Source organism: Pseudomonas sp. S2_E02, from assembly GCF_054668355.1.
In genome coordinates, this window is the sequence record NZ_CP162761.1 from 4,808,200 (window position 1) to 4,824,737 (window position 16,538).

Genomic DNA, 16,538 nt, shown 5'->3' on the forward strand with positions numbered 1-16,538 from the left:
GCCGATCTCTGTGCTTTTCAAGGCCTGATTTCGGCTGGATATTTCAAGTCGGCGTACTTCGTATCAACACCGCGGTCAGTCCCCTCTCCCTCCGGGAGAGGGCTAGGGTGAGGGGCTTTTAGTTGCTGATTGCGAGAATGCTTGCCTGATACGACCCGACGAATACGTCGAAATCACCGACTTCGTTCTGCTCCAGCTCAGCCTGCGCTGCCAGAGAAGTACGCGCCAACTCCTCAAACTTCGCCTGCTCATCCGCCGCCAGTGGTTCGCTGCGGAAAAACTCGGCATGTGCCTGACTCTGACGCAACGAGAACTGCGCAAAGCTTTCCTTGTGCTCTGCCATCGCCGCCAGCACTTGCGCCGAAGGTGTCAGGGACGGATCGCTGACCTTGGCCAGTTGCGCGTCCAGCGCCTTGCTATGGGCATCGCCGCCATGGCTCTGATCCAGCAACGCCGCCAGCGGAGCGATCTGCTCCAGCAGTTCGGCCGCCCAGGTCTTCATCTCCACCGATTCACCGTCACGCTGCAATTGCAGGCCTGGACGACGACCTTCCTTGACCACGCTGAGGAAGTTCGAGGTGGCGTTGCCGCACGAGGTATTGGTCAGCAACGGGCTGTCGTTCAACGCGCAATACAGCAGGAACGCGTCGAGGAAGCGCGACTCGGTGAGGTCGATGCCCATTGGCAGGAACGGGTTGATGTCCAGGCAACGCACTTCAACGTACTGAATGCCACGGGCCACCAGCGCCTGAATCGGCCGCTCACCGGTGTAGGTCACGCGTTTCGGGCGGATGTTGGAGTAGTACTCGTTTTCGATCTGCAGGATGTTGGTGTTGAGCTGAACCCACTCGCCATCCTGGTGCGTGCCGACTTCAACGTACGGTGCGTATGGCGTGGCCACGGCTTTGCGCAGACTGTCGGTGTAGCTTGCCAGATCGTTGTAGCACGGCGTCAGACCGGCCTGGGCGTTGCTCTGGTAACCAAGGTCGCTCATGCGCAGGCTGGTCGCGTATGGCAGATACAAGGTGTCCGGATCGAGCTGTTCCAACTGATGCGACCGACCGCGCAGGAAACCGGCGTCCAGCGCAGGCGAGGCACCGAACAGGTACATCAGCAGCCAGCTGTAGCGACGGAAATTACGGATCAGCGCGATATAGGACGTTGACTGGAAATCGCGATCCGTGCCGACAAAACCTTCGGTTTCGCGCAGCAGTGGCCAGAGCTTTTCCGGCAGGGAGAAATTGTAGTGAATCCCGGCGATGCACTGCATGGTCTTGCCGTAGCGCAGGGCCAGGCCCTTGCGATAGACGTACTTGAGCTGACCGATGTTGGAGGTGCCGTAATAGGCGATCGGGATGTCTTCCTCGGCCGGCAACGGGCACGGCATCGATGGACTCCACAGGTACTCGTTGCCGAGTTTGCTGTAGGCAAAACGGTGAATCTTGTCCAGGCTCGCCAAGGTATCAGCCGGGTCGGGCAGGGCGGGCGTGATGAATTCCAGCAGCGACTCGGAGTAGTCGGTGGTGATCTGTTCGTTGGTCAGCGCGGAACCCAAGGCTTCGGGGTGCGGCGTTTGCGCCAGGCGACCTTCGCTGGTCACGCGCAGGCATTCACGTTCGATACCGTGCAGGCACTGCTCGAGCAGAGAGAGGTTAGCGCGCTCGCCGAGCAGAGCCAGGCGGCGGTTGAGAAGTTCGCTCAATTTGGATTCCTTCACGCGTCAGTCGCCCCAATATGGGGGTGGGCAAGACGGTCTACAAGGGTGAAGTTGAAACTGGCGTTTTCGCCTGGTTTTGTAGCGGCAGGCCATTTGCCGGTCAGTCAAGAACTGCACAATCCCTGTGGGAGCGAGCTTGCTCGCGAAGAGGGTTTATCAGCCAACATTTCGGTTGCCTGACACACCGCCTTCGCGAGCAAGCTCGCTCCCACAAGGTTCGTTGCGCCGAAATTAACTCAAAATGATGACCGGTAGCTACAGGACAGCGAACGTGCCTTGCGCTTTTGCGACCAGTTTGTCGCCCTGCATCACGTCGGCTTCGACCACCAAAGTACGTCGGCCCGGGTGAATCACCCGCGCCGTGCACATGACCTCACCGTCGGAAACGGCGCGGATATAGTTGATCTTGCACTCGATGGTCGCGCTCTGCTGATCGAAGCCATGAGTGCTGGAACAGGCCAGCCCCATGGCGATATCGACCAGACTGAACAGCGCGCCACCGTGCAATTTTCCGCCGCGATTGCGCAGTTCCGGTTCCAGCACCAGGGCGACTTGCGCCACCCCGGTTTCCAGGCTGTGCAGGCGGCAGCCCAACAGCTTGAAAAACGCGCTCTCGACGAGCCCGGCCGGAATCTCCATCAGCGTTTCTTCAACTGCTTGGCATTGGCGAACAGCGAGGCCATCGCGTTGTTCACTGGCGTTGCGGTCGCAGTTTCCTTGCGCGGCGCGTTGTTCGAAGGCTGGCGTTGCGCCGAGCCTGGACGCGAGCCACGGGCGCCGTCGATCTTCTCGCCCGGGGTGTCGCCCATGCGCATCGACAGGCCAACGCGTTTGCGCGGGATGTCGACTTCCATGACCTTCACTTTCACCACATCGCCGGCCTTCACCGCTTCACGCGGATCCTTGATGAACTTCTCCGACAGCGCCGAGATGTGCACCAGACCGTCCTGATGCACGCCGATGTCGACGAAGGCACCGAATGCGGTCACGTTGGTGACGACGCCTTCGAGGATCATCCCCAGTTGCAGGTCTTTGAGGTCTTCAACGCCTTCCTGGAACTCGGCAGTCTTGAACTCCGGACGCGGGTCGCGGCCGGGTTTTTCCAGCTCTTGCAGGATGTCGGTCACGGTCGGCAGGCCGAAGGTTTCGTCGGTGAATTTCTTCGGATCCAGACGCTTGAGGAACGCGGCATCGCCAATCAGCGAGCGAATGTCGCGGTCGGTTTCAGCGGCAATGCGCTGCACTAGCGGGTAGGCTTCCGGGTGCACCGCCGACGAGTCCAGCGGGTTGTCGCCGTTCATCACGCGCAAGAAACCGGCCGCCTGTTCGAAGGTTTTTTCGCCCAGACGCGCGACTTTCTTCAGCGCTGCGCGGGTTTTGAACGCACCGTGTTCGTCGCGGTGCGTGACGATGTTTTGCGCCAGCGTCGCGTTGAGGCCGGAGATCCGCGCCAACAGCGCCACCGAAGCAGTGTTCACATCAACGCCAACGGCGTTCACGCAGTCCTCGACCACAGCGTCCAGACCACGCGCCAGTTTCAACTGCGAAACGTCGTGCTGGTACTGGCCGACACCAATGGATTTCGGATCGATTTTCACCAGCTCGGCCAGCGGATCCTGCAGACGACGGGCGATGGACACCGCGCCGCGGATCGACACATCCAGATCCGGGAATTCCTTGGCCGCCAGTTCCGATGCCGAGTACACCGATGCACCGGCCTCGGAAACCATGACCTTGGTCATTTTCATCGCTGGATATTTTTTGATCAGCTCGATTGCCAGTTTGTCGGTCTCGCGGCTGGCGGTGCCGTTGCCGATGGCGATCAGGTCAACCGAATGCTTGGCGCACAGGGCGGCCAGAATGGCGATGGTCTGATCCCATTTGTTGTGCGGCACGTGCGGGTAGACCGTGGCGTGATCGAGCAGTTTTCCGGTCGAATCGACCACTGCGACCTTGCAGCCGGTACGCAAGCCCGGGTCGAGGCCCAGGGTTGCGCGCGGGCCGGCCGGCGCAGCCAGCAGCAAGTCGTGCAGGTTGTGGGCGAAGACGTTGATCGCTTCGGTTTCGGCGCCGTCACGCAGCTCGCCGAGCAGGTCGGTTTCCAGATGGGTGTAGAGCTTGACCTTCCACGTCCAGCGCACCACTTCGCCGAGCCATTTGTCGGCCGGGCGGTTCTGATTCTGGATGTTGAATTGCTGGCCGATCATGCCCTCGCACGGGTGCATGGTGCCCGGCAGCTCGTCGCCGACTTTCAGCGCGGAGCTGAGGATGCCTTCGTTGCGGCCACGGAAAATCGCCAGCGCGCGGTGCGACGGCATGCTTTTCAGCGGTTCGTCGTGTTCGAAGTAATCGCGGAATTTGGCGCCTTCCTCTTCCTTGCCAGCGATGACGCGGGCACTGAGGGTCGCTTCCTGTTTCAGGTAGTTACGCAGTTTCTCCAGCAGGCTGGCGTCTTCTGCGAAGCGTTCCATGAGGATGTATTTGGCGCCTTCGAGCGCAGCCTTCACGTCGGCCACGCCTTTTTCGGCATCGACGAAGCGTGCGGCTTCGGTTTCCGGGGTCAGGTTGGGGTCGTTGAACAGGCCATCGGCCAAGTCGCCGAGGCCGGCTTCCAGGGCGATCTGGCCCTTGGTACGGCGCTTCTGCTTGTACGGCAGATACAAGTCTTCGAGGCGAGTCTTGGTGTCGGCGAGTTTGATGTCGCGCTCGAGGGCAGGGGTGAGTTTGCCTTGCTCTTCGATGCTGGCGAGGATGCTGATGCGCCGTTCGTCGAGTTCTCGCAGGTAGCGCAGGCGCTCTTCCAGATGACGCAACTGGGTGTCATCGAGGCTGCCGGTGACTTCTTTCCGGTAACGGGCGATGAAGGGAACGGTAGAGCCTTCATCGAGTAGCGCGACGGCCGCTTCGACCTGTTGTGGGCGTACGCCGAGTTCCTCGGCAATGCGGCTGTTGATGCTGTCCATAAAACCACCTGACATATTGTGAAATCAGGCTCGCAGGCACGGAAATAAAGGCCCGGAGTCTGGTTGAGCGGCTAGAAAATTGCCGCTGCCTGGGTCAAAAGGCAGCCCATTGACCCGTGAAATCGAACAATTACTGCGCGCGGCAGGAAAAAAAGCCTGCCACCTGCGGTAACGATTCAGACGTTGCCTGGCACAAAACGCCGCGCATTATAACCAGCGTTCTGTCATTCGGGGGCGTCGCAGTCTGTAGGCATAAACCCCGGTTTTCTGGCAGTGAAGGAAAAATCTGCTAACAATGCACACGGTGCGTATAACGGCAGCTACGCCATAATGCGCGCCGAGCTAAAAGGAGCATCCAATGAGCAGCACTGCACAAACTGCTGAAGGCGAAAAAATTCTCATCGTTGACGACGATCCGGGCTTAAGCAGCCTGCTGGAACGTTTTTTCGTCAGCAAGGGCTATCGCGCCCGTACCGTACCGAACACCGAGCAGATGGATCGTCTGCTGTCGCGTGAAGTTTTCAATCTGGTCGTCCTCGACCTGATGCTGCCCGGTGAAGACGGTCTGACCGCGTGCCGGCGTCTGCGGGCCGCGAACAACCAGATCCCGATCATCATGCTCACCGCCAAGGGCGATGAGATGAGCCGTATCAAGGGTCTGGAACTGGGCGCCGACGATTATCTGGCCAAGCCGTTCAACCCGGACGAGCTGATGGCGCGGGTCAAAGCTGTTCTGCGTCGTCAGGCCGCACCAGTACCGGGCGCGCCGGGCAGCGAAGACGAAAACGTCACCTTCGGTGATTACGTGTTGTCGCTGGCCACCCGCGAACTAAAACGCGGCGACGAAGTGCACATGCTCACCACCGGTGAGTTTGCGGTACTCAAGGCCCTGGTGATGAACGCGCGTCAGCCGCTGACCCGCGACAAACTGATGAACCTGGCCCGTGGCCGCGAGTGGGATGCCCTCGAGCGTTCCATCGACGTGCAGATTTCCCGTCTGCGCCGCATGATCGAGCCTGATGCATCGAAGCCGCGCTATATCCAGACTGTCTGGGGTGTGGGCTACGTGTTCGTACCGGATGGCGCCGCCACCAAGTGATCGGCGATTTGTAGGAGCGGGTCTGCAGGTTTTGGTCGAACGGCCATGCCCGCAGACTCGCAATCCGCAATATGCGAGCATTGCTCGCTCCTGCAAGTGTGTAGCGGTTATAGATGAAAACCCCTGTCTGGTTCCCCCAAAGTTTTTTCTCCCGCACCCTTTGGCTGGTGCTCATCGTCGTGCTGTTTTCCAAGGCGCTGACCCTGGTTTATCTATTGATGAACGAGGACGTGCTGGTGGATCGCCAATACAGCCATGGCGTCGCCCTGACGCTGCGTGCCTATTGGGCTGCGGATGAAGAGAACCGCGCAAAGATTGCTGATGCGGCGACCCTGATCCGGGTGGTCGGCGCCGGTGTGCCGGAAGGCGAACAGCACTGGCCGTACAGCGAAATCTATCAGCGACAAATGCAGGCGGAGTTGGGCGCCGACACTGAAGTGCGTTTGCGCATGCACTCGCCGCCAGCGTTGTGGGTGCGCGCGCCGAGCCTCGGTGATGGCTGGTTGAAGGTGCCGTTGTATCCGCACCCGTTGCGTGGCCAGAAAATCTGGAACGTGCTCGGCTGGTTCCTCGCCATCGGCTTGCTCTCGACAGCCTCTGCATGGATTTTCGTCAGTCAGCTCAACCAGCCGTTGAAACGTCTGGTGTATGCCGCCCGGCAGCTTGGTCAGGGTCGTAGCGTGCGGCTGCCGATCAGCGATACACCGAGCGAGATGACCGAGGTCTATCGCGCTTTCAACCAGATGGCGGAAGACGTCGAACAGGCCGGTCGCGAGCGTGAATTGATGTTGGCCGGCGTGTCCCACGACTTGCGCACACCGTTGACCCGCTTGCGGCTGTCGCTGGAATTGATGGGCGACCGAAATGACCTGACGGACGACATGGTCCGGGACATCGAAGACATGGATGCGATTCTCGACCAGTTTCTCGCGTTTATTCGCGATGGTCGTGACGAGTCGGTGGAAGAGGTGGATCTGACTGATCTGGTGCGCGAGGTGGCGGCGCCATACAACCAGAATGAAGAGAAAGTGCGTTTGCGTCTGGAGCCGATTCAGCCGTTCCCGCTGCGTCGGGTCTCGATGAAGCGCTTGCTCAATAACCTGATCGGCAACGCCTTGAACCATGCCGGTGGCAGCGTTGAGGTAGCCGCTTATGTGTCCGGTGACGTCAGTGCGCCGTATGTGGTGCTGAGCGTGATGGACCGCGGCGCGGGGATTGATCCTTCGGAACTTGAAGCGATTTTCAACCCGTTTACCCGAGGCGATCGTGCCCGGGGCGGTAAGGGCACCGGCTTGGGGTTGGCGATTGTGAAGCGGATTGCTTCGATGCATGGCGGCAATGTTGAATTGCGCAATCGGTCCGGGGGTGGACTGGAAGCGCGGGTGCGGCTGCCGTTGGGATTGATGCTGCCGCGGGATGCTGTGTAGATCAAAAGCCCCTCATCGGAACGCCGCCCGCCCAGCCCTCTCCCCGAGGGAGAGGGAGCTGACCGAGGTGTCTGGCGTTATACATCGACCTGAAAGACTGGGGCGATTGTGGATTCGGCACAGCAGGATCAGGTCGGCGTAGTTCTTCAATATCCCCCAATCAGTCCCCTCTCCCTTCGGGAGAGGGTTAGGCGGGCGGCGTTCCGATGAGGGGCTCTTGCTCTTAGCTCTAGCTCTTCGCTCTAGCCCTTGCCTTTGGTCCGGGTCATATTCGGCCCGCCATTCTTCTCAAGATGTTCAATGATGATCCCCGCCACATTCTTGCCGGTAGTGGTCTCGATCCCTTCCAGCCCCGGCGACGAGTTCACTTCCATCACCAGCGGCCCGTGATTGGAACGCAGGATATCCACACCCGCCACCGCCAGGCCCATGACCTTGGCCGCGCGCAATGCGGTCATGCGCTCTTCCGGGGTGATCTTGATCAGGCTGGCGCTGCCGCCACGATGCAGGTTGGAGCGGAACTCGCCCGGCTTGGCCTGACGCTTCATCGCTGCGATGACCTTGTCACCGACCACGAAGCAGCGAATATCCGCACCGCCCGCTTCCTTGATGTACTCCTGAACCATGATGTTCTGCTTCAGGCCCATGAACGCCTCGATCACCGATTCGGCGGCGGTCGCGGTTTCGCACAACACCACACCGATGCCCTGCGTGCCTTCCAGCACCTTGATCACCAGTGGCGCGCCGTTGACCATGTCGATCAGGTCGGGAATGTCATCCGGCGAGTGAGCAAAACCGGTCACCGGCAGACCGATGCCGCGCCGCGACAGCAGTTGCAGCGAACGCAACTTGTCCCGTGAACGGGCGATGGCCACCGATTCGTTGAGCGGGAACACCCCCATCATTTCGAACTGACGCAACACCGCGCAGCCATAAAACGTCACCGACGCACCGATCCGCGGAATCACCGCGTCGAAACCCTCCAGCGGTTTGCCGCGATAGTGGATCTGCGGCTTGTGGCTGGCGATGTTCATGTAGGCGCGCAAGGTGTCGATCACTACCATTTCATGCCCGCGCTCGGTTCCGGCTTCGACCAGACGGCGGGTGGAATACAGACGCGGGTTCCGCGACAGCACAGCGATCTTCATGCAACACCTGTGGAAGAGGTAGATACCGGGAACACCGGCTTGTCTTGTACATACTTGATGCCCGGATTGACGACCAGATGGCCATCGATCAGGGCTTTGGAACCGAGCAACAGGCGATAGCGCATGGACTTGCGGCAGGCGAGGGTGAACTCGATCGGCCAGACCCGATCACCCAGGGCCAGAGTGGTGCTAATCACATAGCGCTCCTGGGCATGGCCGTTGGAGCTTTTGATGGTTTTGCGCGTCACCAGTGGTGCCTCGCAGCGGCGGTGACGCAATTGCACCACCGTGCCCAGGTGCGCGGTGAAACGTACCCACTTCTGGCCGTCGCGTTCGAACGGCTCGATGTCGGTGGCATGCAGGCTGGAGGTGCTGGCGCCGGTGTCGATTTTCGCTCGCAGGCCTGCGACTCCCAAATCCGGGAGCGCCACCCACTCGCGCAGACCGACAACGGTCAAATGGTCAAATGTCTTCAATAGAAAAAACCAACGATTAACGCGTCCAGGCCTCAGGCGAAACCCGGGCCAACGCTTTGAATGCAGGTTTGGCGAACCAGTAGCCCTGCATCAGAAATATTCCACAGTCCGCCAGGAAATCCCGTTCACCGGCGCTCTCAATGCCTTCGGCAATGACTGTAACGTCCAACTCCGCACAGATTGTGACAATCCCCCGAACGATCACCTGACGAACACGGTCTTGATCGACATCGCGGATCAGCGCCATGTCGAGTTTGATCAGGTCCGGTTGAAAATCAGCCAGCAGATTGAGCCCCGAATGACCGGCACCGAAATCGTCGATGGCGGTCTTGAAGCCGAATTCGCGGTATTCACGCAGAATATTGGTCAAATGGCGATAGTTATCTACGTGCTCGCTTTCCAGGGTTTCAAAAATCAGTCGGTCGAGCGGGAAACAGTGCTTTTTTGCCGCTTCGAGCGTACTGCGAATGCACAGCTCTGGACGATAGACGGCGTTGGGCATGAAGTTGATCGACAAGTGTGTCTGCATATTAAGATCAGCCGCACCTTTGATGGCGCGGGTCCGGCAGAGCTGGTCGAAGCGGTAGCGGTTTTCTTCTGTAACCTGATTCAACACAGTGAATGCGCCTTCACCGCTCACCCCACGGACCAACGCTTCATGGGCGAAAACCGACTGATCGCGCAGATCCACGATGGGTTGATAGGCAAAGTCAAAATCGAAACCCAACGGTTCACTGTGCTGGCAGCCCTGGCAACCGGTGTGAGTCGAAGTCAATGAAGAGGGAAATTTAGTCATTCGAGCACCCCCATGCCGGTGCACCGGCCAAGATCACAGTCTATCTGGAGGGCCGAGTTGTTGCGCCCGACAGAAACGGTAGTACAGTTCCGACTACTGGCTGAACGAGGAATTCAAATGGCGCAAAAAAGCGAAGAGGACGACAAGGTTCGTCTCGACAAGTGGCTATGGGCCGCGCGTTTTTACAAAACCCGTGCCTTGGCCAAAGCGGCGATCGAAAGCGGCAAGGTGCATTGTCGCGGTGAGCGCTGCAAGCCTGGCAAAGAGCCGCGCATTGGCGATGAGTTCGAGATTCGTACCGGGTTCGAGGTGCGTACGGTGAAGGTCGAGGCGTTGTCGATTGTGCGGCGCGGCGCACCGGAGGCGCAGACGTTGTACGCGGAGACCGAGGCGAGTATTGCCAAACGTGAAGCGGCCGCGGCAATGCGCAAGGCGGGGGCGTTGGGTGTGAGTACCGACGGCAAGCCGAGCAAGAAGCAGCGGCGGGATTTGTTCAAGTTTCGGGGTAGCAGCAACGACGAGTAAGCGCGACGTTTCCGGGCTGCTTGTGCTGGCTTCTTCGCGAGCAAGGTTGCTCCCACAGTAGATCCGGTTCCTCCAGTGGATACTTGATCAATTGTGGGAGCGAGCCTGCTTGCGAATCGAGGGCGCAGCCCTCGCCGAAGACAGCTCGGTATCAGGCGCTACGCACCACACTCATTCGCGAAACCAGCGGCAACTTGCTCAGCAGATTGAAAATCGGCGAAGTCACCTTCAGCCAGAAATTCGAGGCGTGATAAGCAAACGGTGTGTAGTAACCCCAGCCCAACGCCCACACCGCCAGCAGCATACCGCCGATGTAATCGTCCTGACCCCAATGCGCACCGGCCACCAGACGCGGCAGCATGAACAACAGTGCCAGACCCCAGATCGCCACAAACTGCCCGACCGTGCGGCTGAACACGCCCATGAACAGCGCCCAGATCAGCAGCACCGAAGCATGGTCACCGGGAAAGCTCTGGCTCGAGCGATCCTTCAGCTCCCAGGTCTTCTCCATGTGCGGGAAGTAATCGCTGATATGCACCGCGCCTTCCAGCACCATCGACGGGCTGCTGTGCTGCCAGTCCATGTGGTCGGCGAATTTGGAAAACAGTGCGCGAATCACCACCATCAATAGCAGGATCGAGAAAAAACCGAAGAACGCACGACGCACATCAATTGCCTTGAAGACCCAGTCGCCCTTGATCAGCAGCGTCAGCAAGATCAGACCGACAACGATGTCGAACGGACGCAGACTTGCAATTGCCCAGATGTGGAGCCATATCGGGTTGCTGGCCAGCGGTGCATTGAGCAAGCGGAACAGCCACTCGTCGAAAATCACACACAGCGAGTTGCCCGTAGGCCATAACCAGAAAGCCAGTAGCGCCAGTGGCACTACGTTGCACAGAACCAGCCGGCCGAGGTTCCACCTAGATTGGAACAAACCCGGATTGTTCATAAAATGCCTCCCATGGCAGAGCAGTCGGCACCAAAAAGAGTGCCAAGAAGCGCAAATTTTCACGCCTTGTAACCATTTTGTCACCACATTCAGATACCCAAAATTATGACCGAGCTAGCGGATACCGATTTCACCCAACGTTTCATCTTCGATGACAGCGACACGCGCGGCGAACTGGTTGCGCTTGAACGCAGCTACGCCGAAGTCCTCGCCAAGCACCCGTACCCGGAGCCGGTGGCGCAATTGCTGGGCGAATTGATGGCGGCCGCCTCGTTGCTGGTGGGCACGCTGAAGTTCGATGGCTTGCTGATTCTGCAGGCGCGTTCCGAAGGGCCGATCCCGCTGCTGATGATCGAATGCTCCAGCGAGCGCGAGATCCGTGGTCTGGCGCGTTATGACGCTGAGCGGATCAAGCCGGACGCGAGCCTTGCCGACCTGATGCCGGGCGGTGACCTGACCCTGACCGTCGACCCGACGATCGGCCAGCGTTACCAGGGCATCGTCGATCTTGATGGCGAAACCCTGTCTGAGTGCTTCACCAACTATTTCGTCATGTCGCAACAAGTCGGCACGCGCTTCAAGTTGTTCGCTGACGGCCGCCGCGCCCGCGGAATGCTGCTGCAACAACTGCCGGCCGATCGCCTGAAAGACGAAGAAGAGCGCGCCGCCAGCTGGCAGCACCTCACGGCACTGGCGAGCACGCTGACCGCCGATGAGTTGTTGAGCCTGGACAACGAAACCGTCCTGCATCGCCTCTACCATGAGGAGCAGGTGCGCCTGTTCGATGTGCAGAATCTGCGCTTCCGTTGCACCTGCTCACGCGAGCGTTCGGGCAACGCGCTGGTCAGTCTGGGTCTTGAGGATGCACAGCAATTGGTTCAAGAGAACGGCGGCACTGTCGAGATCGATTGCCAGTTCTGCAACCAGCAGTACCTGTTCGACGCAGCCGATATTGCTCAATTGTTCGCTGGCGCAGGCGTCGACACGCCGTCAGATACCCGGCACTAAAACGGTTCAGCGCAGGTAAATTCACTGCGTAACGACGGAATTTCGCCGTTACGACGGGAGGACCCTACTCTTTTTGGGCTTTTCTGGCATAATCCGGCCCACTTTTTTCGCGGTAGTAGTGCACGACTTTCTACTACAAAACGTTTGGAGCACACTCGGCCACTGGCCGACGGGGAACCTCATGACGCAAGCCAATAACGCCGTGTACACCGATCTGAGTGTTGATGATCTGGTTAAAGAAGCCCTGAACCGCGGTGAGGGCGAGCTTGCCGATACCGGCGCTCTGGTTGTTCGCACTGGTCACCGCACCGGTCGTTCGCCTGTTGACCGTTTCATCGTTGAAGAGCCTTCCACCCAGGCCGCTATCGCCTGGGGCCCGATCAACCGCAAGTTCCCGGCCGACAAGTTCGACGCGCTGTGGGCTCGCGTAGAAGCCTTCAACAACGCGCAAGAGCACTTTGTGTCCCACGTGCATGTAGGCGCGGCGGAAGATCACTACCTGGCCGTGAAAATGACCACCCAGACTGCCTGGCAGAATCTGTTCGGTCGTTGCCTGTTCATCAACCCGGCCCAGTACAACCCGGCCGGTCGTGAAGAGTGGCAAGTGCTCAACGTGGCCAACTTCGAATGCGTGCCTGAGCGTGACGGCACCAACTCCGACGGTTGCGTGATCCTCAACTTCGCACAGAAGAAAGTCCTGATCGCTGGCATGCGTTACGCCGGTGAAATGAAGAAAGCCATGTTCTCCGTGCAGAACTTCCTGCTGCCGGCCGCTGACGTGCTGCCAATGCACTGCGCTGCCAACATCGGCGAAGAAGGCGACGTGACCCTGTTCTTCGGTCTGTCGGGCACCGGTAAAACCACCCTGTCGGCCGACGAAAGCCGTTACCTGATCGGTGACGACGAACACGGCTGGGGCGAAGGCGTGGTGTTCAACATCGAAGGCGGTTGCTATGCCAAGTGCATCGACCTCTCCGAGAAGAACGAGCCGGTGATCTGGAAAGCCATCAAGCACGGCGCGGTGCTGGAAAACGTTGTCATCGACGACGCCAAGCACGCCGACTACGCCGATGTCAGCCTGACCCAGAACAGCCGCGCCGCGTACCCGCTGGAGCACGTTGCCAAGCGTTCCGAGAAGAACCTGGGCGGCGAGCCAAACGCGGTGATCTTCCTGACCTGCGACCTGACCGGCGTCCTGCCGCCAGTGTCGATCCTCAACGAAGAACAAGCGGCCTACCACTTTCTGTCCGGCTACACCGCACTGGTTGGCTCGACTGAAATGGGTTCGGGCAGCGGCATCAAGTCGACCTTCTCCACCTGCTTCGGCGCACCGTTCTTCCCGCGTCCGGCTGGCGAATACGCTGAGCTGCTGATCAAGCGCATCCGCGGCTTCGGCTCCAAGGTTTACCTGGTCAACACCGGCTGGACCGGCGGCGGCTACGGCGTCGGCAAACGCTTCAACATCCCGACCACCCGCGCGGTGATCGCAGCGATCCAGAGCGGCGCGCTGATCGGTGCAGCCACCGAACACCTCGACACCATCAACCTCGACGTGCCACTGGCCGTACCGGGCGTTGAAACCAACCTGCTCAACCCACGCAACACCTGGGCTGACAAGGCTGCGTACGACGAGGCTGCCAAGGCATTGGCCGGTCTGTTCATCGAGAACTTCAAGAAGTTCGAAGTGAGCGACGCAATCAAGGCTGCAGGGCCGAAGTTGTAAGATTGGTTTGTTGTGAATGAAAAAGCCGCCCTTTAGGGGCGGCTTTTTTGTGGCTATTATATTTTTATCAGATTTTCTTTATTAAAATTATTTAATGTTTTGGGATGGGAAGGCTTATCAGTGTCTTGATGTTTTTCATATTTGGTTTTTTCTGAATCTATGTTCTTTGACTCTGACAGTACATAGCCAATAGTAAATACGATGAAAAAGGTTAGGATGGATAGTATCCAGAGAAGGGTGTATTTCTTTATTCGGCTATTAGTGTGCTTTTTTATGCTTTTAATTTCAGGATCGATGCTTTCACTCAGCTCGTTTGTGCTAAGTATGTTCTTATAGTTGTCTATTATTGATTTTTTTGTCTGAGATGTTATATACCTAATTCTGTCTTTTGCGTCGGCTCGAGATATAATTAGCCAGAATATAGACGCGCTGCATATAAAAGCTGATATGAGAAAATATTCTTTAGAGAATATTTTGTCGGCTCCTGAATCTTTCAGTCCGTTAATGGCTACTACAGATATTATGAAAGTTACGAAAGCGGTGGCGCTAGATTGAAATGAACCAATGAAGTTATCCGTTGCATCAAAGGCTCGCTTGTTAAATTCAGATATTAACTCTAAAAGCTTTCCCTTTAACTCGAGATACTGCGAGATATTTTCTTTTAGATATATTTCATAGTTTGATTGTATAGTGTGCCAAGTTGTTTTGTTTAAATTTAATCGGTTGCCTAGATTGTTTAAAGTGACAATATTTCTAACCAGGCCTAGTTTGTCGGAGCAATGCCCGTCCGAAAATGTCCATGCATATATTTTATAGGCTATATCGCAATCTTCAGGTATTTTTTCAGGGTTAAGATAGTCGGTCAAAAAACTTTTATAACCATTAAACTTGAAGCGTATTTTATCGTCAGTGCTAACTTCTGTGCTATTTGATAAGCAAGCTAGGGAGTAGATGATTTTTGCACCGTTAAAGAAGTTCTCAAAATCATAAAGGTTTTGAGAGTCGGTAACGTTAAAATCTTCAGCAATGAAAGTATAAGGTAAGTTAGTAAGTGTGGTGTTTTCTTTGAATAGGTCTAAAGTTTTTTTGCGGTAGGGTGCTATTTTGGTTTGTTTGATTTCTTTTTCTTTCTCGTGCTTTATAAACTTTATTGTATTGCTACCAAAGTTTTCTATTTCTTCGAAAACCTCAAAAATAATTTCTTGGTTCTCGTGGAAACCAGTGCTTAAAATTTCTATGGATTTTAGAATTGAACTTGAGGTTAAATACCTTCTAAATTCATCTAAGTTGTAGATTGATATTGTATTGTTGTTTTGTTTTTTGTCTATTTTTATATGAATATCTAGTTCTTCGTCCTCCTCGCTGTGTTCCTCATAATGCTTTCTCAGGCTATTTATTTCGTTCTCAGTTGCAGAATTGATCGTATGATCTGCACCATCGAGATCGATGTTGAACTCAAAAGTATCTCGGATAGATATATTTTTTAACTGATCGATAAACTCTTCGATATCCTGCCAAGAGTGTTTCTGTAGGGACAATCTCAAATAGAAATTTGACATGACATCTCGAATTTCTATTGTCGATGCTGTCTTGAGTGTCCTCAACTTAAACATCTACTTCTTCCTTTCTTTTCTTTCAAATTGTCTCGCGACGACGGATTCGATGACTACTAGTTCTCTTCCGTCAGATGTGACTTCTGACCAAATTTTATCCGATAATTTTAGTATTCCCTCTCTAACAGAAAGTGATATTTCTTGGGTTAGCTTGTATGTAATGTTTCGAAACGGTACAGCTCCAGGTACTAATTCGAACATCGAGTCGAATCCCTTTTTCTCTGGAAGCTCTGCCAGTTTCGTTAGTAATTTTAATTTGGCGGTCTGAAATCCTTCACTTTCGGACGTATAGTGTTCAATGGTTGTTTTGATGAATTTGAAGTAATCCATTGCTCCTGTCTGTTTGAATGCCACTACGGTCGCGTTTCTTAGAGCTGTATATTCTTGAGGGAAATCTTTTTTGAGTGCTGCTAGTTTTGTTATGGTTTCTTTACAGGCAAGCGTTGTATTGTATGTGTCAGTATTTCTTTCGCGTAGTTCAAGGAATTCCGACCACCAATATTTTGTTAGCGCAGATTTTGAATCGTATATGGAAACATGGGAGGGTTTTTTGCTTTTGTCAAAATCAACCTTAAATGCTTTATATATTTTTTCGGTTAAACTTAATCCTTTTCTTTTTTTGAAATCTATGTCGTCAAGAATAACTAAGTGATCAACCTTTACTCCTAGAAAACGCAAATTCCCGTTTTCAGTGTACACAAACTGTAAGAAGCTACCGGTCTTTACATGAGTGTCTCCCTTTTTTCCAAGGTGCTTGTATTTTTCATTTGTAACTATTTCTTTTTCTAATAGCCGAGCTACAAGACTTTCGCCAGAGGATTTGTAATCCAGGCTCTCATGTTCGGATACTGATTTTACGGTTGTTTTGAATGTGGTTTGTGTTTCGTTGAAGTCGAAGATTCTTTTCTGTTCCTTGCTATTTATCTCAACTAGGAGAGTTTCAAGGTAAACTTCAAGATCTTTGTTATCCAGATCCACCGCAATCCTGTCTTTAGAGTTTTTTTCGATATCGACGTGAAAAAAACATGTGCTGATTACGCTATTTCTGTCAAGAACGGCCACGATCTCTCCTTGCAGATACTTGGTCTGCT

The 16,538-nt window shown here is 55.6% G+C and carries 14 protein-coding genes; 5 read left to right on the forward strand and 9 right to left on the reverse strand.

The features are described 5' to 3' along the window. Positions 1-118: 118 nt before the first annotated feature. The 3 genes from gshA to AB4O01_RS21640 all read right to left on the reverse strand — a co-directional run bounded on the left by gshA (position 119) and on the right by AB4O01_RS21640 (position 4,680). Complete coding sequence (gshA, locus tag AB4O01_RS21630; RefSeq protein ID WP_460089496.1) at positions 119-1,702, reverse strand: glutamate--cysteine ligase; 1,584 nt, start codon at positions 1,700-1,702, stop codon at positions 119-121. A 270-nt stretch (positions 1,703-1,972) separates the two neighbouring features. Then, complete coding sequence (locus AB4O01_RS21635) at positions 1,973-2,356, reverse strand: PaaI family thioesterase (protein WP_053116527.1); 384 nt, start codon at positions 2,354-2,356, stop codon at positions 1,973-1,975. Beyond that, positions 2,356-4,680, reverse strand: a complete 2,325-nt coding sequence (locus tag AB4O01_RS21640; protein WP_460089498.1) for a Tex family protein — start codon at positions 4,678-4,680, stop codon at positions 2,356-2,358. Before AB4O01_RS21640 ends, AB4O01_RS21635 begins: the two co-directional genes overlap by 1 nt. Before the next feature lie 358 nt (positions 4,681-5,038). Between AB4O01_RS21640 and ompR the strand changes: the two genes are divergently transcribed. Both ompR and AB4O01_RS21650 read left to right on the forward strand, forming a co-directional pair. Continuing rightward, the gene (ompR, locus tag AB4O01_RS21645) at positions 5,039-5,779 is read left to right on the forward strand and encodes an osmolarity response regulator transcription factor OmpR (RefSeq protein WP_095123420.1); all 741 of its coding nucleotides are present in this window, start codon (positions 5,039-5,041) and stop codon (positions 5,777-5,779) included. Between the two features lie 113 nt (positions 5,780-5,892). Beyond that, on the forward strand, positions 5,893-7,206 hold the full coding sequence (locus AB4O01_RS21650; protein ID WP_016986270.1) for an ATP-binding protein: 1,314 nt from the start codon (positions 5,893-5,895) through the stop codon (positions 7,204-7,206). A gap of 242 nt (positions 7,207-7,448) precedes the next feature. Here the strand turns inward: AB4O01_RS21650 and rimK are convergent, their stop codons facing one another. The 3 genes from rimK to rimA are packed head-to-tail and all read right to left on the reverse strand — an operon-like array spanning position 7,449 to position 9,626. Then, complete coding sequence (rimK, locus tag AB4O01_RS21655; protein WP_007949201.1) at positions 7,449-8,354, reverse strand: 30S ribosomal protein S6--L-glutamate ligase; 906 nt, start codon at positions 8,352-8,354, stop codon at positions 7,449-7,451. Next, positions 8,351-8,830 (reverse strand): retropepsin-like aspartic endopeptidase RimB, encoded by a 480-nt coding sequence (rimB, locus tag AB4O01_RS21660; protein ID WP_093429981.1) that lies wholly within the window; start codon positions 8,828-8,830, stop codon positions 8,351-8,353. Before rimB ends, rimK begins: the two co-directional genes overlap by 4 nt. 16 nt (positions 8,831-8,846) lie before the next feature. Continuing rightward, positions 8,847-9,626: a S6 modification regulatory phosphodiesterase RimA gene (rimA, locus tag AB4O01_RS21665; protein WP_093429982.1), complete on the reverse strand. Its 780-nt coding sequence runs from the start codon at positions 9,624-9,626 to the stop codon at positions 8,847-8,849. A 117-nt stretch (positions 9,627-9,743) separates the two neighbouring features. Between rimA and AB4O01_RS21670 the strand changes: the two genes are divergently transcribed. After that, on the forward strand, positions 9,744-10,151 hold the full coding sequence (locus AB4O01_RS21670) for an RNA-binding S4 domain-containing protein (protein ID WP_007917939.1): 408 nt from the start codon (positions 9,744-9,746) through the stop codon (positions 10,149-10,151). A gap of 151 nt (positions 10,152-10,302) precedes the next feature. Here the strand turns inward: AB4O01_RS21670 and AB4O01_RS21675 are convergent, their stop codons facing one another. After that, on the reverse strand, positions 10,303-11,103 hold the full coding sequence (locus AB4O01_RS21675) for a phosphatase PAP2 family protein (protein ID WP_093429983.1): 801 nt from the start codon (positions 11,101-11,103) through the stop codon (positions 10,303-10,305). A gap of 105 nt (positions 11,104-11,208) precedes the next feature. Between AB4O01_RS21675 and hslO the strand changes: the two genes are divergently transcribed. Both hslO and AB4O01_RS21685 read left to right on the forward strand, forming a co-directional pair. Beyond that, entirely contained in the window at positions 11,209-12,111 is a 903-nt protein-coding gene (gene hslO, locus AB4O01_RS21680) for an Hsp33 family molecular chaperone HslO (RefSeq protein ID WP_093429984.1), read from the forward strand. A gap of 181 nt (positions 12,112-12,292) precedes the next feature. Continuing rightward, entirely contained in the window at positions 12,293-13,834 is a 1,542-nt protein-coding gene (locus AB4O01_RS21685) for a phosphoenolpyruvate carboxykinase (protein ID WP_025110978.1), read from the forward strand. A gap of 56 nt (positions 13,835-13,890) precedes the next feature. On the opposite strand, the gene AB4O01_RS21690 is transcribed toward AB4O01_RS21685, so the two are convergent. Then, positions 13,891-15,393 carry a hypothetical protein gene (locus tag AB4O01_RS21690; protein ID WP_460089501.1) on the reverse strand — a complete coding sequence of 501 codons (1,503 nt, stop codon included), beginning with the start codon at positions 15,391-15,393 and terminating at the stop codon, positions 13,891-13,893. A gap of 54 nt (positions 15,394-15,447) precedes the next feature. Further along, complete coding sequence (locus AB4O01_RS21695; RefSeq protein WP_460089502.1) at positions 15,448-16,509, reverse strand: hypothetical protein; 1,062 nt, start codon at positions 16,507-16,509, stop codon at positions 15,448-15,450. Positions 16,510-16,538 lie beyond the last annotated feature (29 nt).